The sequence below is a fragment of the Xanthomonas sp. 3075 genome (assembly GCF_014197275.1).
Classification (GTDB): Bacteria; Pseudomonadota; Gammaproteobacteria; order Xanthomonadales; family Xanthomonadaceae; genus Xanthomonas; species Xanthomonas campestris_B.
In genome coordinates, this window is the sequence record NZ_JACIFI010000002.1 from 188399 (window position 1) to 211589 (window position 23191).

General features: G+C 62.9%; 12 protein-coding genes and 2 pseudogenes. 3 read left to right on the forward strand and 11 right to left on the reverse strand.

All coding sequences use genetic code 11. From position 1 onward, the window contains the following. Window positions 1–14 precede the first annotated feature (14 nt). The 8 genes and pseudogenes from GGR62_RS02800 to GGR62_RS02835 all read right to left on the reverse strand — a co-directional run bounded on the left by GGR62_RS02800 (window position 15) and on the right by GGR62_RS02835 (window position 12595). Window positions 15–494 (reverse strand): hypothetical protein, encoded by a 480-nt coding sequence (locus tag GGR62_RS02800; RefSeq protein WP_184406466.1) that lies wholly within the window; start codon window positions 492–494, stop codon window positions 15–17. Beyond that, window positions 457–1659 (reverse strand): annotated as a pseudogene (locus GGR62_RS21045) (RHS repeat-associated core domain-containing protein); the annotation flags it as partial. The pseudogene GGR62_RS21045 and the gene GGR62_RS02800, both read right to left, overlap by 38 nt. Before the next feature lie 310 nt (window positions 1660–1969). Continuing rightward, window positions 1970–2341 carry a hypothetical protein gene (locus GGR62_RS02810; RefSeq protein WP_184406467.1) on the reverse strand — a complete coding sequence of 124 codons (372 nt, stop codon included), beginning with the start codon at window positions 2339–2341 and terminating at the stop codon, window positions 1970–1972. After that, a pseudogene (locus GGR62_RS02815) lies at window positions 2338–3627 on the reverse strand (RHS repeat-associated core domain-containing protein); the annotation flags it as partial. The pseudogene GGR62_RS02815 and the gene GGR62_RS02810, both read right to left, overlap by 4 nt. 17 nt (window positions 3628–3644) lie before the next feature. Continuing rightward, a complete protein-coding gene (locus GGR62_RS02820) occupies window positions 3645–4103 on the reverse strand; it encodes a hypothetical protein (RefSeq protein ID WP_184406468.1) in 459 nt (152 codons plus the stop codon). Next, window positions 4100–8731 (reverse strand): RHS repeat-associated core domain-containing protein, encoded by a 4632-nt coding sequence (locus GGR62_RS02825; RefSeq protein ID WP_260305380.1) that lies wholly within the window; start codon window positions 8729–8731, stop codon window positions 4100–4102. Before GGR62_RS02825 ends, GGR62_RS02820 begins: the two co-directional genes overlap by 4 nt. A 280-nt stretch (window positions 8732–9011) precedes the next feature. Further along, window positions 9012–10799 carry a glucose-6-phosphate dehydrogenase gene (zwf, locus tag GGR62_RS02830; protein ID WP_184406469.1) on the reverse strand — a complete coding sequence of 596 codons (1788 nt, stop codon included), beginning with the start codon at window positions 10797–10799 and terminating at the stop codon, window positions 9012–9014. Continuing rightward, entirely contained in the window at window positions 10796–12595 is a 1800-nt protein-coding gene (locus GGR62_RS02835; RefSeq protein WP_184406470.1) for a glycoside hydrolase family 15 protein, read from the reverse strand. The genes zwf and GGR62_RS02835 overlap by 4 nt, the downstream gene beginning before the upstream one ends. Window positions 12596–12692: 97 nt before the next feature. Here GGR62_RS02835 and GGR62_RS02840 point away from each other — a divergent pair, with 97 nt between their 5' ends. Next, window positions 12693–13439 carry a response regulator transcription factor gene (locus tag GGR62_RS02840; protein WP_184406471.1) on the forward strand — a complete coding sequence of 249 codons (747 nt, stop codon included), beginning with the start codon at window positions 12693–12695 and terminating at the stop codon, window positions 13437–13439. Window positions 13440–13512: 73 nt separating this feature from the next. Here the strand turns inward: GGR62_RS02840 and GGR62_RS02845 are convergent, their stop codons facing one another. Further along, a complete protein-coding gene (locus GGR62_RS02845) occupies window positions 13513–14880 on the reverse strand; it encodes a HAMP domain-containing sensor histidine kinase (RefSeq protein ID WP_184406472.1) in 1368 nt (455 codons plus the stop codon). 211 nt (window positions 14881–15091) lie between these two features. On the opposite strand from GGR62_RS02845, the gene GGR62_RS02850 reads away from it, so the two are divergent. Further along, the gene (locus GGR62_RS02850) at window positions 15092–17440 is read left to right on the forward strand and encodes a YadA-like family protein (protein ID WP_221229000.1); all 2349 of its coding nucleotides are present in this window, start codon (window positions 15092–15094) and stop codon (window positions 17438–17440) included. 65 nt (window positions 17441–17505) lie between these two features. Continuing rightward, window positions 17506–19395, forward strand: a complete 1890-nt coding sequence (locus tag GGR62_RS02855; protein WP_184406473.1) for a S8 family serine peptidase — start codon at window positions 17506–17508, stop codon at window positions 19393–19395. Between the two features lie 70 nt (window positions 19396–19465). Here GGR62_RS02855 and GGR62_RS02860 read toward each other — a convergent pair whose 3' ends face one another. Together GGR62_RS02860 and GGR62_RS02865 are read right to left on the reverse strand one after the other, a co-directional pair. Next, complete coding sequence (locus GGR62_RS02860) at window positions 19466–22786, reverse strand: ankyrin repeat domain-containing protein (protein ID WP_184406474.1); 3321 nt, start codon at window positions 22784–22786, stop codon at window positions 19466–19468. After that, window positions 22779–23039, reverse strand: a complete 261-nt coding sequence (locus GGR62_RS02865) for a YcgL domain-containing protein (RefSeq protein WP_184406616.1) — start codon at window positions 23037–23039, stop codon at window positions 22779–22781. Before GGR62_RS02865 ends, GGR62_RS02860 begins: the two co-directional genes overlap by 8 nt. Between the last annotated feature and the right edge of the window lie 152 nt (window positions 23040–23191).

A 23191-nucleotide genomic window follows, 5' to 3' on the forward strand; every position in this document is an offset into this window, starting at 1 on the left:
CACGCAAAACATTTTTAATTCTTTAAATAACCCTGACCCTTAAGCCCAATGCAGCTGAAAAGCAGGTTTTTCTTAGTCAAAATTTTCTCGACCTTACTCAAATCAGAAGCCATGAACATTACATATACTGGCCCTTCTTTGCCGCCCCGATTATAAGCAAACAACAACTTTTCCCGATTGTCACTCACTTCCTTACCAAGTAAGTTGAACCCGTCTGTTGTTTTTACGCCAGCCCTCATCACTTTATGTGAGAACCTTGGATGTCCGCCAATGAAAACCTCAAGTGAAATGTTTTTCGCACTCAAGATGCCTACATCAAAGTCTGGGCCAGGCGCATCACTTCGGTAGGATGCACGGGGCGGCAGGTTTGCACAGACTCCGTACCGTTCACTCAGTGTAGTAGCACCTTGGTCCCCATGACATCCCGACAAAAAAACCAGCACCACAGTGGCGAATCTAGTTATTGCATCCGCAGTCATGCGTAATTGCTTCATTTCCATTATTCAAAACGTCCTTGATATTCTGCTCGTTGACAGGAACACTGAGGTTTCTCCCCATGATCCCTGGACCGTAATCACCCAAACCAAGAAGATGGCCTGCCTCGTGCGCAAATGTCGCGTCACCCCACTGACCAGGTGTATACCAAACGCCTTCATTCATCCAAGGTGTTTGGACATATGATTCTTTATCGGCCTCTCGGACAGCAATACCGTTGGTAGTCCCAACATGCCAAATCGGAATCGACTGAACTACTGTCTTGACGTTGTATGAGCCGAACTTTCCACTCCAAGCGCGTTGGATCGAATTTTTAATCTGAGCAACCTGAGCTCGCGTAGCACCTTGGAAATTAATCGGAATGGTGATGCCAATATTGTTGCCCTTTTGGCACACGTAGCCAATCAAGCCTAGCAGATCAATCGCATTTGCCGGGTTACCTCCAACATAGGCATATGTGCTAATCCCTCCATCAAGCCCAATCGGATCACTCTGCCCATACCTGCCTGTGGCCGCATCGTAATCCCGGAAGTAGTTCTGATTGAACCCGCTCGCTACATCAAACCGCTGGCCTGGGAAGCGCATGTCGAACACCAACGCGGCGCCATCGCCATCCGGATCCTGGTTGGGCGCGGTGTTACCGAAGGCTTCGCCTTTCAGGCTCCAGCTCCACACGGCAACGTCGCGGGCGGCATCGACGACCACACGGGGGCTACCGAGGTGGTCGGGTTCGATGTAGTGCAGTTGACTGCCGTTGGCCAGCAGGCCCACAGGCAGGTCGTCCAGCCAGATCGCTTGCTGCTTGGGTGCGCCGTTGGTGTCGTAGTCGCCCAGCCAGTGGCCGGCCTCGTCATACAGCGTGTAGGTGTTGGTTGCCCCCAGATAGCGACGTACCTGCTCGCCGCGGCCGTTGTAGCGGTAGTTCATTACTGCGGCGCCTGCGCGTTTGACCTGGGTCATGCGCCCGGTGGTGTCATACAGGTACTCGCGTGCCTTGCCGCCGATGGTGAGGGTGTTGCCCAACTTGTCGTAGGTACGCGCCACGCCGGCAACCGCGCTCAAACGATGGTTGGTGGTTGGATATGTGTAGGTCTGCATGGCGCCACCGACCTTGGCGCTCAGGCGATTGCCGGTGGCATCGTAGCTGTAGCCGTCGATCACAGTGGATTGATACCGTCGTTTAGCTCGGCGATTACGCTAAGCGCGCAAAACAGCGTCATTCTTTTAGATTAACCAGACCCCAATTATTGCAATAATTCTAAAAAATTCCGGGGATTTTGGGCATCTTGCGATATGGGAATTTTTTGAGCATTCGGTAAAGATTTTTTGAACTCGCGAATAAATTATTTCGGAATTAATAAAAATAAATTTTTGACCGTACAATTTATCAATCCATACGCATATTTTGCAAATTCTCCGGATCAAAAACAGCAATAATTCATTACTGCAATCCTTCGAACCTCAGAGGGAAATGTTATCGAAAAAGCGTAGCTACGATAACCACCAAACCTAGAAAAGAAACAATCGCCCCCGATGCCTTCTTCTGTGCTGGCGCTATGATCGACGCAATCACACCTGCTACGATAATAGCCAGCACCAGCACCGTAACTATTAAGGCTTTTTCTGCCATCGGAAACCAGCTTGCCGAACAGCTCTGAATGGTTAATGCATAGTCTTTTTGGGATAATTCGGTTACCCCTTCAATCAACCTGTAATGACGGGGACAGAAGCGCAGTATAAAATATCGAAAAGGGTATATTAATAGCAATGTAGCTACAAAGCAGATAGCAACCGATGGAATTAGAGCAATCCATCGTAGCCGTGTCGTCATAGTCAGCTTATTCATCGTCCGCCAGCCGGAAAATTTCGCATGACTCCTGGGGAGAGATAATTCTTTGTATGATAGTAGGGCACTTTCCCCCAAATACCTGTAATGCCGTTATTGCTGTACCACATGTATTGCGTCGCACCCGAAGTGGGTGTTTTGTATTTTCTGGCAAATTGCTCTGCAATTGAATTTTCTCCTTGCCCAGAGCGACAACCCTTAAACTCTACTGGTTCTCCCTGCGTCCAGCCCGCGCCTCTGAGCACCTGAGCTATTCCGTCTACATCGAGCTTGTTCGTCTGCCCAGAACTCTGATCAAGAATTCTGTCTGGTCCCATATGCCCATAGACTGACCATACCCCTGGGGTCTCAGTATCGACCGATGCCCCCTGATAGAAAACATTGGCACCTGGTGTAAATAAGACAAGCTTCTCCAGTCCGTACGGATCAACATAGCCGACCGGATTCCCCTCAACATAGGCATATGTGCTAATTCCTCCAACCAGCCCAATCAGATCACTCTGCCCATACCGACCAGTAGCAGCATCATAGTCCCGGAAGTAGTTCTGATTGAACCCGCTCGCTACATCAAACCGCTGGCCTGGGAATCGCATGTCAAAAATCATCGCGGTGCCGTCTCCATCCGGATCCTGGTTGGGTGCAGTGTTGCCGAAGGCTTCGCCTTTCAGGCTCCAGTTCCACACAGCAACGTCGCGGGCGGCATCGACGACCACACGGGGGCTACCGAGGTGGTCGGGTTCGATGTAATGCAGTTGAGCGCCGTTGGCCAGCAGGCCCACCGGCAGGTCGTCCAGCCAGATCGCTTGTTGCTTGGGTGCGCCGTTGGTGTCGTAGTCGCCCAGCCAGTGGCCGGCCTCGTCGTAAAGCGTATAGGTGTTGGTCGTGCCCAGATAGCGGCGTACCTGCTCGCCTCGGCCGTTGTAGCGGTAATTCATGACCGCAGCGCCTGCACGTTTGACCTGTGTCATACGGCCGGTGGTGTCGTACAGGTACTCGCGTGCCTTGCCGCCGATTGTGAGGGTGTTGCCCATCTTGTCGTAGGTGCGCGCCACGCCTGCGACTGCGCCCAGTCGGTGGTTGGTCGTCGGATAGGTATAGGCCTGCGTGGCGCCGCCGACCTTGGCACTCAGGCGATTGCCGGTGCCATCGTAGCTATAGCCATCGATCACCGTCTCGGTAGTGCCATCCTTGAGCGCAGTGAGTCGGCCGAGCGCGTCGTAGTCCAGACGAAGTTCTGGTGTCGGGTTGCCGGCCAGGGTCAGGGCAGTGAGGTTGCCGACAGGGTCAAGCCAAAGCCTGATGCTCAGAGAGCCCCTGAACATCCACTCGACAACTCAATTATCTCTCCATCTATTGATACAATTACTACCCCTGGAACCAGCTCGCCGCATTTACCCATGTGGTTGTAAATTAAATTAAGCCTTCCGCCATAAAAAAATGCTGAATACACTCCGTCGGCATCGTCTTTTTTTGACGCGACGAGAAAGTGATTTTCTTTTTCTTCAATTTTTCCACGGAATCCGGTAAGGCTGCGAAATTTATCGGGATCAATCTTGATGTATTCTTTGGTGCCCAACATATTTTTAGCCGCAATAAGATTGCCTGAGACTATCTCAACGATTTTATGGGGTTTTAATCTATGAAACTCTTGCGGGTTATGAAATGACTTTTTTTCATTCCAACCCGCTTCCTCAACGACGTTTCCGGCACAGCCCGAGATAAATGGAGAAAAAAATATAAATAACATCAGACGTTGCTTCATTTGCAATCCAGTCTATCTTTAATGATATTTCTTACTCGGTCGTCTGGAACACCAAAATAATCGCCCATGATATTTCCTTCCCATCCAGGAACAGCTTTTGCTTTTCTTGGGTTTTTATTTATTATGTCATACATGTCGTCTCGGGAGTTATATATGAATTTCATTATATGACCGGCCTCATGCGCAGCAACCCATGGATCATTATCTGCATACCAGACGCCGCGATTACCCTGAATAAAAGATGTTCCGGTGCCTGGCAATAGCTCAACTTTGGTAGCTCTGCTCCCGCCGATACTAGTGGTTACTTTGAAACCGGGAGTCGACCAAATTCCCTCAATTGCGCTGCGCATAGAGCCAATCACTTGTGGATTAGATCCGGCACCACTGAAATTTATATTTATATCTATTTCGACCCCACCCTCAACGCATCTGCAAACAGCACGCATACCTCTATCGTCATATAGATAAAGTGCGTTACTGCCCGCGTATGTGTAAGTACTTGCGCCGCCGCCCAAGCCAATCGGATCACTCTGCCCATACCGACCTGTGGCCGCATCGTAATCGCGGAAGTAGTTCTGATTGAATCCGCTTGCCGCATCAAATCGCTGGCCTGGGAAGCGCATGTCGAACACCAACGCGGCGCCATCGCCATCCGGATCCTGGTTGGGCGCGGTGTTACCGAAGGCTTCGCCCTTCAGGCTCCAGTTCCACACCGCAACGTCGCGGGCGGCATCGACTACCACACGCGGGCTGCCGAGGTGGTCCGGTTCGATGTAGTGCAGTTGACCGCCGTTGGCCAGCAGGCCAACCGGCAGGTCGTCCAGCCAGATCGCTTGCTGCGTGGGTGCGCCGTTAGTGTCGTAGTCACCGAGCCAGTGGCCTGCCTCGTCGTACAGCGTGTAGGTGTTGGTGGTGCCCAGGTAGCGGCGTACCTGCTCGCCTCGGCCGTTGTAGCGGTAATTCATGGCCGCGGCGCCTGCGCGTTTGACCTGGGTCATACGGCCGGTGGTGTCGTACAGGTACTCGCGTGCCTTGCCGCCGATGGTGAGGGTGTTGCCCATCTTGTCGTAGGTGCGTGCCACGCCTGCGACCGCGCTCAGGCGGTGGTTGGTCGTTGGATAGGTATAGGCCTGCGTGGCGCCGCCGACCTTGGCACTCAGACGATTGCCGGTGGCATCGTAGCTGTAGCCATCGATCACCGTCTCGGTAGTGCCATCCTTGAGCGCAGTGAGTCGGCCGAGCGCGTCGTAGTTCAGACGAAGTTCTGGTGTTGGATTACCGGCCGGGGTCAGGGCAGTGAGGTCGCCAACGGCATCGAAGCCGAAGCCGATTTCCAGCCCTCCGGTGCGGCTGTCCTGAATGCTCTGTGGGCGGTAATCCTGATCGTGCATGCGCGCCAACTTACGACCATTGCCGTAGGTCCAGCCGGCAGATGGGCCGAACGGATAGTAGGTCGCTCCGCTCAGCAGACGCTGGCGGCTGCCGCCCGGTGCGGTCACCCCAACCTCGGTCGTCTGGCCTTGCGCGTTGCGGACGTAATCGACAGCAGTACCATCCGGGTAGACCATCGACCGTAGGCGGCCGCCGGTTGTGTAGTCGTAGCGCACCACCAACGTCTTGCCATTGACCGTCTGCACCTTACGCACCACCTCGCCGAAGCGGTTGTAGCAGTATTGGGTGGTACCGCTGCCATCCTGGAGCTTGGCCAGCCGCCCGACGGTAAAGGCCTCACCGCTGGCGCACACGCTCTGCGTGACGTCATATGTATAGCTGACATTGAAGGCGGCGGTTGGATAACTGATGCTCAAGACGCGGTTGAGCGCATCGTAGGCGTAGGTGGAGGTGATGCCGCGTGCATCGGTTTGCGTGGCGCGGTTGCCCGCGCTGTCGTAGGTATAGCTAGTGACGCCGGTGTCCGGGCTGGTCAGCTTCAGGGTATCGCCAAAGCCGTTGTATGTGTAGCGCGTGTCCAGACGTTTGGGGTCCTTGACCTGCAAGGGACGATCCTGCGTGTCGTAACCCACGTTGGTTTCGGCCTTGATGCCGTCGACATCCTGCAAGGTGCGCGCAAGCCGACCGAGCGGATCGTGCTCTTGCAGGGTGCTACGGCCGAATGCGTCGGTGATCAAGCGCAGGTTGCCGTTTGCATCGTAGGCGTAGTCGGTGGGATTTGCGGCCGCGTCCGCCTGCGTTTTCAGTTGGCCCAATTGGTTGTAAATACGGCTCAAGCTGCGCTTGAGCGTACCTTGTGCATCTTTGGTCTGCTCCTCCAGACGATTGCCAGCCTTATCAAGCACGTAATGCATCGTATTGCCGAGCGTATCAGTGACATCGGTGAGGCGTTGGGCTTGGTCGTAGACAAACGTCGCGTAGCTGCCATCAGGCTGGGTGATGCGTTTGACCAAGCCGGTGGGCCAGTATTCGAACGTGGTCGCGCGATTCTGCGCGGAAGTAGCGCCATGCACCGTGGTCGATGCCAGCCAACCACGCGGGTGGTAACTGTAATCGGTCAGCACCCCGTTCTCGTCAATGGCAGAAAGAACGCGGCCTGCTGTGTCATAGCTCAGATTCTCGCGAATCTGGCCGCGGGCGTTGATGGTCTGCTTGAGGTCGCCCTTGCGATACGGGCACGCTCCGGTGCCGGTCTCGCACCCGGCGGCATCGATGGGGTAATAGTTGTAAGTGGTGCGATCAGCAATGTCTGTGCGCGGGCCATCCACTGACTTGAGTAAACCGATCAGCGGACAGTCGCTGCCTGCAACTGCTTCGCTTGGCTCACAGTAAGCGTAACTGACCGAACGCTCCTGCGCGGTCACGGCATCGCTTTGTAAAGCTCTGACCAATTGAAGACGAGTATTGTATTCGTACCGGACAGACTGGTTGTCGGTGTCCAAGTATGTCAGTCGATTACTCGCCAAAGACGTCCGGCTTGTGGTTGTGCGTAACTGAGGTGTTCCAACGGCCTCCTGCAGCACATGCTGCAACTCCTCCCCGCCCTGGCCTTGTACCCGCGCATAGGAATGGGAGGTAATCACGCCCTTCCTGTCCATGGTGGTGGCCAAGCGGCCTTTAAATTCGCTTGGCGCAGCAACAAAGGTACTGCTCTCGGACCCAGCTGGGTCTCTGACAGCGCTTACCTTTGCAGATGTATTTGCATCAAGCGCAATGTCGAAGAAGGTCTGCTTTCCAAGCGCATCCACAACCGTTGTGCCAGATGGAGAATATGCGAGCGTGATGCCGCTAGCGCCATCGTGGTGACGACTTGACGTGACACGCCCTTCATTGTCGTATCCAAACCAGCTGAACCGTCGACCATCCTCCGCCGTTATCCCGGTGAGGTAGCCAGGAAATGCCTTGTCCTCATAGTGATAGATTCGCGTTGCCGCGTCAGAATAAGTAACGGTCTTGATCTGCCTTAAAGCCGTATATGCGTAGGAGGCAAGCACCTGATTGCCCGTACGGACAGATGCGATCATGGCTGCGTTCGCTCCCGATCCGTACGCAAATTCAAGAGAGCGCTGCTGAGGTCCTTCAATCCGCATCAGTTTCCCTTGGACATCATAATAGTACGAAAGCCATTCACCAGTTTGTTTGTCAGTGCGGCTTAGCTGACCCATTACATTAAAGGTCTGAATTGCATCACGACGCATCAGCCGCCAGCCAGCCTCAAATGGAATGATGCGGTCTCCGGAGCTATCTTCAGCGGTGAAGACAGAGCCATCCTGGCGAAATACCTGTTGGAATCCAGCTCCGTTCACTACCGTGATGTATGCATCCTCTGCCGTCAAACGAAGTTGGTGGCTATGACTCCAGCCATCACCGAAGCCTTCGGTATTGACAGATGCAAGAGAATGATAAGTCCTGGTGAGCGCAACCCATCCAAGATCGATATCCAGCTCTGGCTGTGTCTTTTCTCCGGTCTTAACATCACACGGATTGCCTTGGAAAGACCCGCCGTCGGTGGACTTGTCGCATTTCGCGGCAGGCCCACTAACAAATGCAAGCACATCTTCATTAACGCAAGCCTGATATTTCTTTGACCACTGCGTGCCCTGAATCGGACACATCATATTCCTTGAGCGTGGAATATTTATTTCGAGGGTCATCGGCATGCATTCGCCACCCGCGATAATCGATGCCGACATCGTATATTTTCGCGATTCCAACATGCCATCAAAACCAGGAGCGGATGGCTCCCAGTCGCTCACGGGATTAACTGTTGGTGCTACACAGACAGTAGACCCGCTCGTGTAAGTTGTCTTGGCCCACTCGATTGCTTGCGCTTCGGTTGTAAAGCGCCCCACATACATCCACTCGGGATCGAGTGACTGGGATTTCCCAACCCAGTAAGTGATCGTCATCGTCGATCCCCGCACAGATACGGACTTGATCTGATTGACACTCTTATAGATGTCAGCGAGAAACTCATCCGGCCCAGGGATCTGCGTGATTCGCGCAACTGCTTTCGGTTGCGTATCAAACGTACCAAACGCCTGGCGTGGCATCGATGCATTCTGCGCCTCGATCGTCCATTTCTGCTTACCAGGCTCTACAGCCAAGGACGGGAGCGCTGCTGTTGCGATAAGCAAGATTGCGACACGCACTATTGGAACCAGAAATGTATTCATCTCAGTAAACAGTCCTTTGTTCAATTTCTACGGCGCACTGCAGTCCTGATCGACATCATCGTCATCAAGACTCGCTCCGTCCAATGGAATCACGCATTGCGCTGTGCTTACTAGCGCTTTGTGAGCTTACTTGACTGCCTGCCGCCTCACAATAGGCCGTGCATATAGCTCAGAGGGCGATAGCCAACCCGAAGACGCGCCGGTCAACTTTTGATAGAAGAGCTTCGAGCAACTAGACGCGCAACGTACCGGCCACACAGTGATGGCCGGCACATGCTACTCAGCTACGGGACTTGCGCTTGCTGACCCGCTTGCTTTGCGACTTCTTCGCTGTGCTTTTAGCTGCGGCAATGTTTGCCTTGTCTGGTGAGCCACGTCTGCCAATTGAGGGGCCGGCGGCCTTGGCTGCCGAGCTGGTTGAACTCGGTCTCGTCGTAGGCATCGCTACCCGCTTGACGGCTGTGGGATTCGACTTCTTGGTGGCTTTCTTGACCGGCGTTGCCGCGCTGCTGCGCGCCTCCGGTGCACGGCGCGGCGGCGGTCTACGGCCGGGCGTGAGTGCGCGCCAGGCGTGTCCGCCATTCATGGCCAGCAAGGCGTCGGCGGCCGAGGGGCCGGCGCTGCCGGCGGCATAATTGGGAAAGTCGCTGGGCGGTTGTTTCCAGGCATCCAGAATCGGTTGCACGATGCGCCAGGCGCCTTCCACCATGGCCGCATCCTGGAACAGCCCGGACTCGCCGTTCATGCAGTCCTGCAGCAGACGTTCGTAGCCCACCGTGTATTCCTTGGGGAACCAGTCGCGGTAACGGAAGTCCATGCGTACCGGTGCCAGCGCGACCTGCGCACCCGGGCGCTTGACGTCGAACTGCAGCGAAATGCCTTCGTCGGGTTGAATATGCAGCACCAGCCAGTCGGGGCCATAGCCGCCCACTTCGGTGCTGCGGAACGGCGCCAGCGGCGCGGGCTTGAAGCGGATCGCGATTTCGGTGGTGCGTTCGCGCAAGCGCTTGCCGGTGCGCAGGTAGAACGGCACGCCGGCCCAGCGCCAGGTGTCGACCTGCAGTTTCATCGCCACATAGGTTTCGGTTTCCGAATCTTCCGGCACCGTGTCCTCTTCGCGATAGCCCGGCACTGCACTACGACTGACAGCGCCGGAGGCATATTGCCCGCGCACCACGTCTTCGGGCTTGATCGGGCGCACCGCTTCGATCACTTCGGCACGACGACGGTGCATCGCTTCGGTGGTGAATGCAGCCGGCGGTTCCATCGCAATCATCGCCAGCAACTGGAACAGGTGATTGGGCACCATGTCGCGCAGACAGCCGGTGGGGTCGTAGAAACGTCCACGGCCTTCCACACCGATGGTCTCGGCGGCGGTGATCTGCACATGATCGATGCGGTCGCGATTCCACACCGGCTCGAACAAGCCATTGGCAAAACGGAACGCCAGGATGTTCTGCACGGTTTCCTTGCCGAGGAAGTGGTCGATGCGGAACACCTGATCCTCGTGCAACACCTTGGCGACGGTGGCATTGAGATGCTTGGCGCTCGGCAGATCGTGGCCAAAGGGTTTTTCCACGATCACCCGACGCCAACCCTGGCCCTCGCGCTGTTTGACCAGGCCGGCTTCGCCCAGGTTGAGCAGGGCCGGCTCGAAAAAGCGCGGGGCGGTGGCCAGATAGAACAACACGTTGCCCTGGGTGCCGTAGCGTTTGTGCAGTTTTTCCAGCGCACCGTTCAACGCCTGGTAGGCGCCCAGGTCGGTGAAGTCGCCGCGCAGGTAATGCATGCGCTCGCGCAGCCAGTCCCAGGTGTCGGTATCGAACTGATCGGTCTGGAATTCAGCGTCACGGCTGCTGAGCAGCTCGGTCATCGACCGCCCCATGTTCGTGCGCCACGCGCGCTCGCTGATGTCGCCATGGTCTATGCCGACGATGGCGAAGTGTTCGCCCAGTGCGCCGGAGCGACGCAGGTTGTACAGCGCCGGCATCACCAGCCGTTTGGTCAGGTCGCCGCGTGCCCCGAAGACCACGATGATGCACGGCGGCGTTGTCGCTTGTTCGTTCATGGATGCGTTTCCTTTTCGCCCATACGTCCGTGCAGGCGCAATGCCGCATTGACCAGGGCCACGTGGGAATACCCTTGCGGGAAGTTACCGAGCATGCGCTTGCTGCGCGGGTCGTATTCTTCGGCGAGCAGGCCCACATCGTTGCAGAGCCCGAGCAGGCGCTCCAGCAACACGCGCGCCTGCTCGGTGCGCCCGATCAATGCATAGTTTTCCACCAACCAGAAACTGCAGGCCAGAAAGGTGCCCTCGCCGGCCGGCAGGCCATCGGCGCTGTCGTCGGCGCGATAGCGCTCGACCAAGCCGTCGATGGTCAGATCGCGGGCGATCGCATCGGCGGTGGCGGCAATACGCGGGTCGTCTGCGGGCAGAAAGCCGACGATCGGGATCAGCAGCAGCGAAGCGTCCAGGCGATCGGAGCCATAGCTCTGCACGAATTGCCCCTGCGGGTGCACGCCCTTTTCCAGCACTTCGGCATGGATTTCCTCGGCAATGCGGCCCCAATGCGCACGCTTGGCCGGATCGGCGTTGGTGATGCCGTCACGTGCGCCGCAATCGAACGCCAGCCATGCCATGACCTTGGAATGCACAAAATGGCGGCGTTCGTCGCGGATTTCCCAGATGCCTTCGTCGGGCATGCGCCAGAGCGTTTCGAGCGTGTCCAGGATCTTTTCCAGCAACGATGCGGACGAGCCATCGTCATCGGCCGGTGGCGCCACGCCTTTTTCGCGTGCGTAATGGAACGCGCCGATCAACTCGCCATACACGTCGAGCTGGAACTGATCCACTGCGGCATTGCCGATACGCACCGGGCCGGAGTTTTCGTAGCCGGGTAACCAGTCCGCTTGCCACTCCTGCAGGCGGCGCTCGCCGGCAATGCCGTACAGCGCCTGCAACTGGTCCGGCGAGCCGGCGATGGCGCGTTGTACCCAATCGCGGAACGCAGTCGCTTCGTCGTGATAGCCGGCCTGCAACAAGGCAATCAACGTAAAGACCGAATCGCGCAGCCAGCAGTAGCGGTAATCCCAGTTGCGGGTGCCGCCCAGATGCTCGGGCAACGACGCGGTGGGCGCGGCGACAATGCCGCCGGTGGGCAGGTAACTGAGGCCTTTGAGCACCACCAGCGAGCGGCGCACCTGCTCGGTCCACGGGCCGACATCGGTGCAGCGGCGTGCCCAGCCGTGCCAGAACGCGGTGGTGCGTTGCAGCGCCTGCTCGGCATCGATCGCCGCCGGTGTGGGTTCGTGCGACAAGCCGTGACTGAGCACGAACCAGGTGCTGTCGCCCTCGCCCAGCGTGAAGTCGGTTTCGGTGCCCAGGTGCTTGCCATGCAGGGCCTGCGGCGTGCGCAACGCCAGTTGGTCCGGGCCGGCGATGGCACGGATGCCGCCGTCGATGCCGGTCACCCACGGCACCGTGCGGCCGTAGTTGAAGCGGAACGTCAGCCGCATATGCATCGGCACCTGCCCCTGCACGCAACGCACGATCCGCACCAGATGCTGGTGGCCATCGCCATCCTTACCGGCCACCATGAAATCGACCAGTTCCACCGTCCCGGTGTCTGCGATCAGGCGCGTGCACAGCACCAGGCTGTCGTCCTGGTAGGCGCGTTCGCTGCGGAACTCGACGCTGGGCGCCAACGCCCACCGACCATGCTGCTCATCGCCCAGCAGCGACGCGAACACCGCGTCCGAATCGAAGCGCGGCAGACACAGCCAGTCGATCGATCCGTGCGGGTCTACCAGCGCTGCGCTGTGGCAATTGCCGAGCATTGCGTAGTCTTCGATGCGTGGGGCCATTGCGACGTCGCCTCTGCAGGAAACCATCAGTGTGGCACCGCCCACGTCTGCACTTCGTAACGCGCCATGACCGTCTGCGGCTACACTGCATGGGCGCATGAACGCCGACCCTGCTGCCGCTGCCTTGCGCGTGCTTGTCCTGGAGGACGACCCGATGCTGCGCGAGCGCATCCTGATTCCCGGGCTGCGTCGTTTCGGTTTCGACACGCACGGCTGCGGCACTGGCGCCGAACTGCAGGCATGGTTGCAGACCGCGCAGGCCGATATCGTCGTGCTCGATGTCGGCCTGCCCGATACCGACGGCTTCACGGTGGCGCGCGCATTGCGCCAGCAGCAGTCCGCACTCGGCATCGTCATGTTGACCAGCCTGGACCAGACCGAAGACCGCATCCGCGGCCTGACCGGCGGCGCGGATGCCTACCTCACCAAACCGGTGGAAATCGACCTGCTGGCGGCGACGCTGCACAGCCTGGCGCGCCGCCTGGGCAGCCCGGCCGGCGACGCGGCACGCAGCCACTGGCAACTGAACGCCGATGGCTGGTGCCTGCTCGCTCCGTCGGGGGCCACCGCCGCGCTGACCGCCAGCGAACGGCGGCTGTGCCGGCGTCTGCTGGAACAACCCGGCTTGCTGGTGGCGCGCGAGTCGCTGATCGCTGCGTTGACCGATCACGTGCACGACTTCGACGCGCACCGGCTCGATTCGATCGTGCACCGTCTGCGCGCCAAGGTGCAACGCCGGTGCGGCGCCGCCTTGCCATTGGCGTCGGTGCATGGCGAAGGCTACATCTTCGACCCGGCCGGGCTAAGCGCGGCCAACCCGACGTCGCGAGCGGTCGTCAGATGAGTGCGGACAGCGCGCTCAGGGCCAGACGTCTGCGGGTGGCACGCGCCCGCCTGTCGGCGGCGCAGGCGCGTTGTCAGCTGCCCCGAGCGGCAACTGCGTCGGCGCGTGGCAAGACGATGCGGATGCGGGTGCCCGCGCCAATGTCGCTGTGCACCTGGATACGGCCACCGGCGCGGACCACCAGGTCGTGCACCACCGCCAGCCCCAGGCCGGTGCCGCTGTCGGCAGGTTTGGTGCTGTAGAACGGCTCGAAGATCCGCGCGACCACATCGGCCGGCATGCCATGGCCGTCGTCGCACACCTCGATCACCGTCCAGCCGTCTTCGCAGCGCACGGCGATATCGAAATGGCCGCCATCGGCGATGGCATCGCGGCTGTTGGAGGCGAGATTGAGCAGCATCAGTTCGAACTGGCTACGCTCGAACAGGATCGGCGCCGGCTGTGCGGGTAATGCGCAGCGCAGCACGATGCGCGCTTCCAGCAACTGCCGCAGCATGGGTTGCAGGACATCCACGGCGGCGGCCGCGTCGAAGCATTCGGCATGTTCGGCCTCGCTGCGACTGAAGCGCAGCAGCCGGCGGGTGATCGCCGTGCCACGCCGTGCCGATTCCTCCACCGCTGCAAGATGGGCTTCCAGGTGCGTGGCGCGCTCGGCGTCGCTACCGGCCTCGTCGTCGTGGCGTGCGCCGGCAAACCCGATGATCACCGCCAGGATATTGTTGAAGTCATGCGCCAGGCCACTGGCCATGCGTTCGATGATTTCGCGTTTCTGCGCATGGATCAGCTGCGTCTGCGCACGTTCGCGCGCAAGCATTTCCTGCTGCAGGCGGTGCCCGCGCGCGTTGGATTCGCGCAGGCTTTCGCGCAGCGCTTCGGTGGTGCGGTCCAGTAGCAACGTCACCAGCAGATAACTGAAAAGCACCGACGGCACGTTGTAGAAGGCACGCTCCGGAGTCTGGACAAACTGCGTCAGCGCATCGCGGGCAACGCCCACGCCCAGCATCAGCAGCAGGGCGGCGAAGGTGACCCACAGCGCGCGCCGCCCGAGCACCAACCCCGACAGGATCAGCAACAGCATCTGCGCCAATTGATCCGGCAACTGGCGCTGCAGGCCGTGGACAGCGGCATTGACCAGCAGCGACAACAGCATCGACGCCAGCAACAACCGCACGCCCCTGCGCAATGCGCCACGGCGCACGTGCGACAGCCCGATCGCCGCGCACACGGCGATCAGCAGGCTCATGGTCAGCGATACCACCAGGCCTGGAGGCGGCGCGCGCCCTTGCAACTGCGGCCACGCCAGCGTCAATGCCACCGCCGTAACGGCCGGAATGGTGATGGCCAGAAACAGCAGCAGAATCTGGATCACGCGCGCGTTGCGACGATCCACTTCATCGACGATCGGCGCGCGGTCGAACCAGCGCAGCAAGGCATTGGTCATAAGACGCGAGTCCTGTTTCCGCATTCAGTGAGAAACCGGTGAGCATCCTGCGAGAACTTGCGGGTGACAAGCAAATGACGACGCGCCTAAGTTCGATTCACGGACTGCGCCCGGGGGCCCGGGGCGCACATCCAACACCCACCGTACCGAGATGGCACACGCGTGCTGTCGACGTCGCGTCCTGCCCAGTCGTCCGTCTCCAGAGATCGCCATGACCACATCCATGTCCACGCGCGGCACCGCCGCCCATCGCTCGGTCCTTCGCGCTGCACGCAGCGCACACCCCATGCGCGCTCCGCATGCATTGGCGCTTGCCTGCGCGCTGTGCCTGGCTGCGCCAGCGATCGCGCTGGCCGCCATTGCCAATCCCCCGGCAACGTCGGCCACGACGCCGGCAACCGATGCCGCCGCGACCAACGCCGGCACCGTCTATCTGCAGGCGACCGGCAGCGACAGCAGCGATGCCGGCGCCTATGCCGACGGCGAAGAAGCACTGGCGGCCGGCGAAGCCGCCTCCGCAGTCGGCACCGGCACCGTAGCGCTGGGCGCCGGCGCGGTCAGCTATGCCAACCAGGCAGTGGCGGTAGGGCATAACAGCCTGGCCACCGAGATCTCCACCACCGCGGTCGGTGGCGTGCTCGACCTGGATTTTTCGTACAAGCAGAACGGGCAGGTGATCCTGCAGCAGACCTCCGCCTCCGGCCTGGCCGCAACCGCGCTGGGCGCCGGCGCGCAGGCCAGCGGCGAGTACAACGTGGCCACCGGCGCCGGCGCGATCGCCAGCGACCGTTCCAGCGTCGCCATCGGCGGCATCGTCGATCTGGGCAATGAGTTGTATCCCGGCTTCGGCCTGGACGGGGTCTATCTGCAGGCCACCCAGGCCACCGGCCCGCTGTCCACTGCGGTGGGCGGCGGTGCGGCGGCCACCGCCTACGGCACCACTGCGGTCGGCGCGCTGGCCGAGGCCAGTTCCGAACGCACCGTGGCGATCGGCACGCAGTCGATCGCCAACCAGTACGGTGCGGTGGCCGTGGGCGGGCGCAGCGAGGCGTCCGGCGAATTCGCCGTGGCGATCGGCATCGCCTCCAGGGCACTGGGCCGGAGTAGCCTGGCGCTGGGCGGAAGCGCCTTGGCCGCGATGGACGACACCACCGCGCTCGGACAGGCCGCGCTGGCGCTGCAGCGCGGCGCCACCGCCATCGGCAGCGGTGCCTGGGCCGGCGGCACGCGCAGCATCGCCATCGGCAAGGCGATGGTCTGGAACGGCAATTTCTGGGGCGACACCCCGATCCTGTTCTACGACAGCATTGCGGTGGGCACCGGCGCGGACGTCTACGGCAACCAGTCGATCGCGATCGGCGCCGGCGCGCGGGTGGGCAACTCCACCTTCGTCAACGATGTGCAGGTAATCACCAACAACAGCGTGGCGCTGGGCGCCGGCGCAGTGGCCGAACGCGACAACACCGTCTCCATCGGCCATGCCGGTGGCGAGCGCCAACTGACCAACCTGGCCGCCGGCACCCTCGACACCGATGCGGTGAACCTGGCACAGCTACGCGGCGTCGCCAGCGCGTTCGGCGGCGGCAGCGCGGTGGATGCCAATGGCAACCTGATCGGCGGCAGCTATCTGGTCAATGGTGCGCGCTATGCCGACATCGGCTCGGCGGTGGATGCCATCGACGATGCACTGACCCTGTTCGACACCCGGCTCGACACCATGACCGCATCCGGCAGCGGCCAGGGCGTCAGCGTTGGCGGTGGTGGCGGTGGCGACATGACCGCGCCGAGCACCGGTGTCGGCACCAACGCGGTGGCGATCGGCTCCGGGGCCACCGCCTACAGCGACAACGGCATGGCGCTGGGCGCGTCCGCACTGGCCTACGGCCCCAACGACACCGCGATCGGCGCCAATGCCAAGGTCAATGCCGACGGCAGCACCGCGCTGGGCGCCAATGCCCGCATCGCCGCCGTCGCGACCAATGCGGTGGCCGTCGGCGAAAGCGCTGCGGTCAGCGCCGCGTCCGGCACCGCGCTCGGACAGGGCAGCTCGGTCACCGCCGAGAACGCCGTGGCGCTGGGCCGGGGTGCGCTCGCCGATCGCGCCAACAGCGTGTCGGTCGGCAGCGCCGGCAGCGAACGCCAGATCGTCAACGTCGCCGCCGGCACCGCCGACACCGACGCGGCCAACCTGGCACAGGTACGTGCCGGCGACAGCGCCACGTTGAACAGCGCCAACGCCTACACCAACAGCCGCGTCACCACGCTCGACGACAACTTCACCCAGTTGCGCAACGACACCCAACGCCGCCTGGGCGATATGGACCGGCGCATGGACCGCCAGGGCGCAATGAGCGCGGCGATGCTCAACATGGCCATCAATGCGGCCGGCACGCAGAGCCCGCGTGGACGCGTGTCGGTGGGTGCCGGTTTCCAGAGCGGCGAGCAGGCGTTGTCGATCGGCTACGCCCGCAAGATCGGCAGCCGCGCGTCCTTCAGCCTGGGCGGCGCCTTCAGCGGCGGCGAATCCTCGGCCGGCATCGGCCTGGGCATGGATCTGTGATTCCCAGCATCGCCCGCGCACCGCGCCTTCCCGCGTTTTCCCTTTCGAGCCTCTAGGAACTGCAGATGACTTCTTCCAACACACTCGCCACCGCCCTTGCCGCCGCCCTCGTCGCCAGCGGCGCCCAGGCCGCGACGGTTGCGGCGATCGGCCGCGGCAGCGGGCACGAACCGGTGCCGCAATCGACCCAGGTGCAGGACCTGGGTCAGCGTTTCATCGTCAAGACCCGCGACAGCGATGCGCAAGCGCGCGGCCGACTCAACAGCGCGCTGTCTGCGGCGGTTGCACGCACCGGCATGCAGCGGGCCAAGGCGGCCAGCGGTGCGCTGCCCGCACGCGGCGCGCTCAGCGCGCAGGTGCTGCGCGAGATGGCGGTGCCGGGCTGGCATGTCGTGCGGGCGTCGCGCCACCTGGCGGCCAGCGAGCGCGCCGCCTTCATCGACGAACTCAAGGCCGATCCGAGCGTGCTGTCGGTGCAGGTCGATCGCCTCTACCAGCGCCTGGACGCCCCCGGCGTGACCCAGCCCAAGGGCGCCAAGGCGGTGGCCGCCGCCGCGCCGACCGATCCGAACTACGGCGCGCTGCAGTGGAACTTCCACGACCCGGTCGGCGGCGTGAACGCCGAGCAGGCCTGGACCCGCTCCACCGGCCAGGGCGTGGTGGTCGCGGTGGTCGATACCGGCGTGGTCAAGGACAACCCCGATCTGGCCGCGAACGTGCTGCCCGGCTACGACATGATTTCCGATCGCCGCGTCTCGCGGCGCGACAGCGATGGGCGCGCGGCAGGTGGCGACGACCTGGGCGATTGGGTGGAGGCCGATTACTGCGCCGCGCTGGGATCGCCCGGAAATGCAGCGCAAAACAGCTCCTGGCACGGGACTCATGTCTCCGGCACCATCGCCCAGGTCACCAACAATGGCGCGGGCACGGCCGGGTTGGCCTACGACGCCAGGATCCTGCCGGTGCGCGTGCTCGGCTCGTGCGGCGGCTTTTCCAGCGATATCGCCGACGGCATGCTGTGGGCGGCCGGTCTGCCGGTGGATGGTGTGCCGACCAACCCGAACCCGGCCGAGGTGATCAACATGAGCCTGGGCAGCGGCGGCCCGCAGTCGTGCCCGACGCTGTACCAGGATGCGATCGACCGCATCAACGCTGCCGGGGCGATCATCGTGGTGGCCGCCGGCAATTCCAGTGCCGACGCCGGCACCTACACCATGTCGTCCTGCGACGGCGTCATCAGCGTCGGCGCCACCCGCATCAACGGCGGGCGCGCCAGTTATTCCAGCTACGGCCAACGCGTGGACATCGCCGCGCCCGGCGGTGGCGGCAGCGTCGATGGCGATCCGGGCGGTTATATCTTCCAGGTGGTCAACGCCGGCCCCCAGGGGCCGACCAGCACTTGGGAGGTCCGCGGCATGGCCGGCACCTCGATGGCCGCTCCGCACGTGGCCGCCGCCGTGGCGCTGGTGCAGAGCGTGGTGCCGACTCCGCTGACCTGGAGCGCGATGCGGACGCTGCTGCGCTCCAGCGCCCGGCCGTTCCCGGTGACGATTCCGACCGCCACGCCGATCGGCGCCGGCATCCTGGACGCCGATGCCTTGCTGCGCCAGGCGACCACGCCGCCCTGCGATCCAGCCGATACCAGCTGCATTCCGCCGACCACGCCGATAGCCAACAAGGTCGAGCTGCGCAGTCTCGACAGCCGCGACGGCAACCGGCTGTACAGCTTCGAGGCCAAGGCCGGCACGGCGCTGACCTTCATGTCCTTCGGTGGCAGCGGCAGCGTTGCGCTGTATGCCGCCGCCGGCCGCGCGCCGACCGACAGCAGCTACGACAGCCGCTCGGTGCGCACCGGCACCACCCAGACAATCCGCTTCACCGCACCGACGGCAGGCACGTATTACCTGCGTCTGTCCGGCAGCTACAGCGGGCTGACCCTGGTGGCGCGGCAGTAAGCGCAAGCGGCAGCGTCTGCCGGCGCAGTCCGGCAGGCGCCGCCGGCATCGACAGGCGCATGCCGCCTGTTCAGCGCACCTCGCGCAGGAAGCGTGCCATCGAGGACACGCCCGGAAGCGCCGGCTCGAACTGGCCGGCCACATCGATAAAGCCACGCATGATCGCGATCTCGCGCGGGGTGCGGTTGAGCGCGTCGCGGTGGTCGGCATCGGCGCCGGCACGCAGCAGGCGCTGCACCAGCAGCGGCAGGCCGTGCAGTGCGGCCAGATGCAACGGACCGAAGCCGCGTTGATCGGCCACCTCCAGCGCAACGTCTTCGTCGAGCAGGCGTTCGACGCCGGCCAGCACCACCTGCTCGTCGCAGGCGGTGCCCGGTTCGGCGCGCGCGCCCAGCAACAGCAGCAGCGGACTGACCCGTCCACCGGCTAGGGATTGCGGGTCGGCGCCGGCCAGCAGCAAGGTGTCCAGCAACGCCAGCAGACGGGTCTTGTCGCGCGCGGTGAAGCCGTACAACGCGGCGCAATGCAGCGGCGCCAGGCCTTGATCGTCGTTGGCGTGCACGTCGGCGGCGGCGGTGAGCAGGCGCGCCACGATATCCGGCAGGCCCAGTGCGCAGGCCAGCATCAGCACGGTGACGCCGCCGGGCAGGCGGTGTTCGATCTGCGCGCCGGCCTGCAGCAGGGCCGCCACGATCTCGGTCTGGCGCATGCTCACCGCCGCCGACAACGGCGTGGCGCCGCTGGTGGACGCACGTTGCGGGTCGGCGCCACGGCCGAGCAGATGCGTCACCACGCCCAGATGCCCGCCGCCGGCTGCGCGCAACAGCGCGGTGCACCCCTGTGCATCGGTGGCGTCGGCCGGCAGCCCGAGGTCGATGAGGCGACGCACCGCATCGGTGTCGCCGGCCATCGCGGCGGCCGGCACATCCGCCTCGCGCAGGCTGCGGCGTGGCAACGGCCAGATGCGCCAGTCCAGCCAGTCGGCCAGATCACGGCGGCCGATCGACAACGCCACGCCCAGTGGAGTCTGCCCATCGGCGGCACGCGCTTCCGGCGAGGCGCCGTGTCTGACCATCAATTTCAGCGACGCTTCGCGGCCCAGCGCGGTGGCCAGATGCAGCGCGGTCATGCCGTGGCTGTCGCGCGCTTCACGGTCCACGCCGTGCTCCAGCAACCAGTGCTGCAGGCGCAACCAGCCCAACCGCACCGCCAGCGACAACGGCGGATCGCCGACCGCCGAGGAGGCGAACGGATCGGCGCCGCGTTCGAGCACTTCCAGCGCGAACTGTTCCAGCCCGCGCGATGCCGCGTCGTGCTGCACGCAGGCGCTGAGCAGCCGTGTCAGACCGCCCGCACCGGCCGGCGACACGCCATGGCGCAGTAGCACCTGCAAGGCCGGTACCGCCTCCACTCCGCGCGACAGCAGCGCGAACATCGGCACATCGCCACAGGCGTCGCGCACCTCGGCATCGGCGCCGTGGCGCAGCAGCCAGTCCACCGCTTCCGGGTTCAAGGCCAGGTGCGCATCGTGCAACAGGCCGCCGAGTTCTTCCGGGCCGCAGAGCCTTGCCAGCGCGGTCAGGCCATCGCGTTGCCCGAACTGCAGGCCTTCGCGCAGCAGCACCAACGGCGGACGATCCGGGGGCACCGCAACGCCGGGGCTATCGCCCTGCGTGTCGCTGACCGCGGACGGCAACGGATACGCCGGGTCGAGCAATTGCACGATCGCCCAGCGCCCGGCTTCGGCCGCCACATCCACCGCGCGACGGCCCTGCGCATCGGTGCTGTCGGCCGGCACCTGCAGATCGAGCAGGCGGCGAATCAAGGCCGGCGACACCCGATCGGCGGCGCACGCCAGCATTACCGCATTGCGGCCGTCGCCATCGACGGCCAGCACATCGGCCTTGCGTGCGACCAGGCGCTCCAGGACTGCGCTGCGCGCCTGCCGCGCGGCATCCAGCCACGGGGTGCGACCGAGCAGATCGCGCGCTTCCAGATTGGCGCCGGCCGCCAACAGCGCTTCGACGATATCGCCATGCCCGGCCAATGCGGCTTCGTGCAAGGCGCTGCGACGCTGGCGGTCGCGCGCATCCACGCGTGCCTTGTGCTTGAGCAGCAGTTGCACGCCGGCCGGGTCGTCTTCTTCGGTACCGGCCGCAGCCAGCAGCACCGGCGCGCCGCCTTCCGGTTCGGAATGCGCGCCGCGTTCCAGCAGGAATTTGGCCAGCCGCCAGTTGCCGACCTGGCAGGCCATCGCCAATGGCGAGAGGCCGTCGTTGTTGAGTGCGTCGAGTTCGGCGGCGGCATCGCGCAACAGCGCGGCCACGCCGGGGTCGGAGCTGCGCACGGCGTGATGCAGCGGCGTGTTGCCGTCGTTGTCGCTGGCGCGCGGGTCGGCGCCATTGGCCAGCAACGTCATCACTGCATCGGGGCGGCCGTGCCAGCTGTCGCGCGTGGCGGCCAGCAGCGGGGTCATGCCGCGATGCGGTTGGTTGACGTCGACGCGGCGCACGATCAGCTCGCGCAGCAGGCGCAGATCCGGCAGCACGGCGGCCAACGCAGGAAGGCTGCGTTGATCGCGCCATTCCGGCAGCGGCATCGCCTGCGGGTCGGCGCCGGCGTCCAGTAACTGCAGCGCGCGGTCCACCCGTCCACTGCGCGCGGCTTCAAACAATTCGGGCACCAACTGATGCTGGGCGACCGGCTCCAGCGGACGTGGTTCTGCCGCTGCTTCGGAAAAGAAATCGGCCGCCTGCAAGGGCGCCGGGGCATCGCTGCGGGTCGGTGCGGCGGTGCGTTGCAACAGCAGATGCGCCGCCGGCAGCAGCACGCTGGCCGCGATCGCCAGACTCCAGCGCAAACCACTCGACAACCAGCCCGGCCAGGCCAGCGCCACGGCCAACGTACACATCGCCAGCACCAGCGCGGCGGCCAGCAACCCGCGCCAGGCGTGGAGTTCCTGCGTGGCCAATGCGTGCCAGCGCGGCGCCAGCGCGCCACCGTCGCGTTCGACCTCACCCCACAGCGGCCAGGTCCGCCACAGCCCGAGCAGCGCGGCGCTGACCGCCACGCTCAAGGCCAACGCGGCGGCCAGGCTGCCGCTGTCGCGCAAGGCCGTCAGCGGCCAGCTGATCAGGGCCGCCAGGGCCAGCAGGCCCACGCCCCAGATCGCCAGCAATGGCGGCAATGCCTGTGCAACCGCGCGCGGCTGGGCCGGCAGCGCGCGGGTGCCGCGTGCCCACGACACCGCCAGCGCAAATGCCGGTTGCGCCAGCCACAGCGTCAGCGCAGCGACGCTGTGGCTGGCGCCGCCCAGCAACGCCAGCGCCACACCGGCCACGCCAGCCAGCGCGGCGGCACGCAACCGCGCGGCACGCGTGGCCTCAGTCATAGTCGCACTCGCCCGCCAGCACCACCGTCTTGGGCAGTTGCAGATAGAAGCCGTGCCTGCTCAGCGCCTCGCGCACGGTTGCCACGTCGGCCTGCGCCAGACGGCGCTCCGGCGTCAACGCCACCTCCAGCACGAACGCGAACGGCGCCAGCTGCGCGTGCACGGTGGCGGGGAGGCCGGAGAAGTCGTCACGCGTGGCGAGATAGACAAAGGTGTCCTGCTTGCGTTGGCTTTTATAGACGTAGGCGTGCATGCGCGCGTGGTCGCGCTCGAAGTCAAGGTGTGTCGCAGGATTGTGTCCCAATTGCGCCGATGGCGAAAGCGCGGCGCGCGCGAAAAATCCCAGCCGCGTCAGCGACATGACCGGCACGTTCAGTTGCGCCATCCACGGGAGACAGCCACGCC

Excerpts from the sequence above, each read along its gene's own strand:
- GGR62_RS02800 (WP_184406466.1), bottom strand. The coding sequence starts at position 494 with ATGAAGCAATTACGCATGACTGCGGATGCAATAACTAGATTCGCCACT.
- GGR62_RS02810 (WP_184406467.1), bottom strand. The coding sequence starts at position 2,341 with ATGAATAAGCTGACTATGACGACACGGCTACGATGGATTGCTCTAATT.
- GGR62_RS02820 (WP_184406468.1), bottom strand. The coding sequence starts at position 4,103 with ATGAAGCAACGTCTGATGTTATTTATATTTTTTTCTCCATTTATCTCG.
- GGR62_RS02825 (WP_260305380.1), bottom strand. The coding sequence starts at position 8,731 with ATGAATACATTTCTGGTTCCAATAGTGCGTGTCGCAATCTTGCTTATC.
- zwf (WP_184406469.1), bottom strand. The coding sequence starts at position 10,799 with ATGAACGAACAAGCGACAACGCCGCCGTGCATCATCGTGGTCTTCGGG.
- GGR62_RS02835 (WP_184406470.1), bottom strand. The coding sequence starts at position 12,595 with ATGGCCCCACGCATCGAAGACTACGCAATGCTCGGCAATTGCCACAGC.
- GGR62_RS02840 (WP_184406471.1), top strand. The coding sequence starts at position 12,693 with ATGAACGCCGACCCTGCTGCCGCTGCCTTGCGCGTGCTTGTCCTGGAG.
- GGR62_RS02845 (WP_184406472.1), bottom strand. The coding sequence starts at position 14,880 with ATGACCAATGCCTTGCTGCGCTGGTTCGACCGCGCGCCGATCGTCGAT.
- GGR62_RS02850 (WP_221229000.1), top strand. The coding sequence starts at position 15,092 with ATGACCACATCCATGTCCACGCGCGGCACCGCCGCCCATCGCTCGGTC.
- GGR62_RS02855 (WP_184406473.1), top strand. The coding sequence starts at position 17,506 with ATGACTTCTTCCAACACACTCGCCACCGCCCTTGCCGCCGCCCTCGTC.
- GGR62_RS02860 (WP_184406474.1), bottom strand. The coding sequence starts at position 22,786 with ATGACTGAGGCCACGCGTGCCGCGCGGTTGCGTGCCGCCGCGCTGGCT.
- GGR62_RS02865 (WP_184406616.1), bottom strand. The coding sequence starts at position 23,039 with ATGCACGCCTACGTCTATAAAAGCCAACGCAAGCAGGACACCTTTGTC.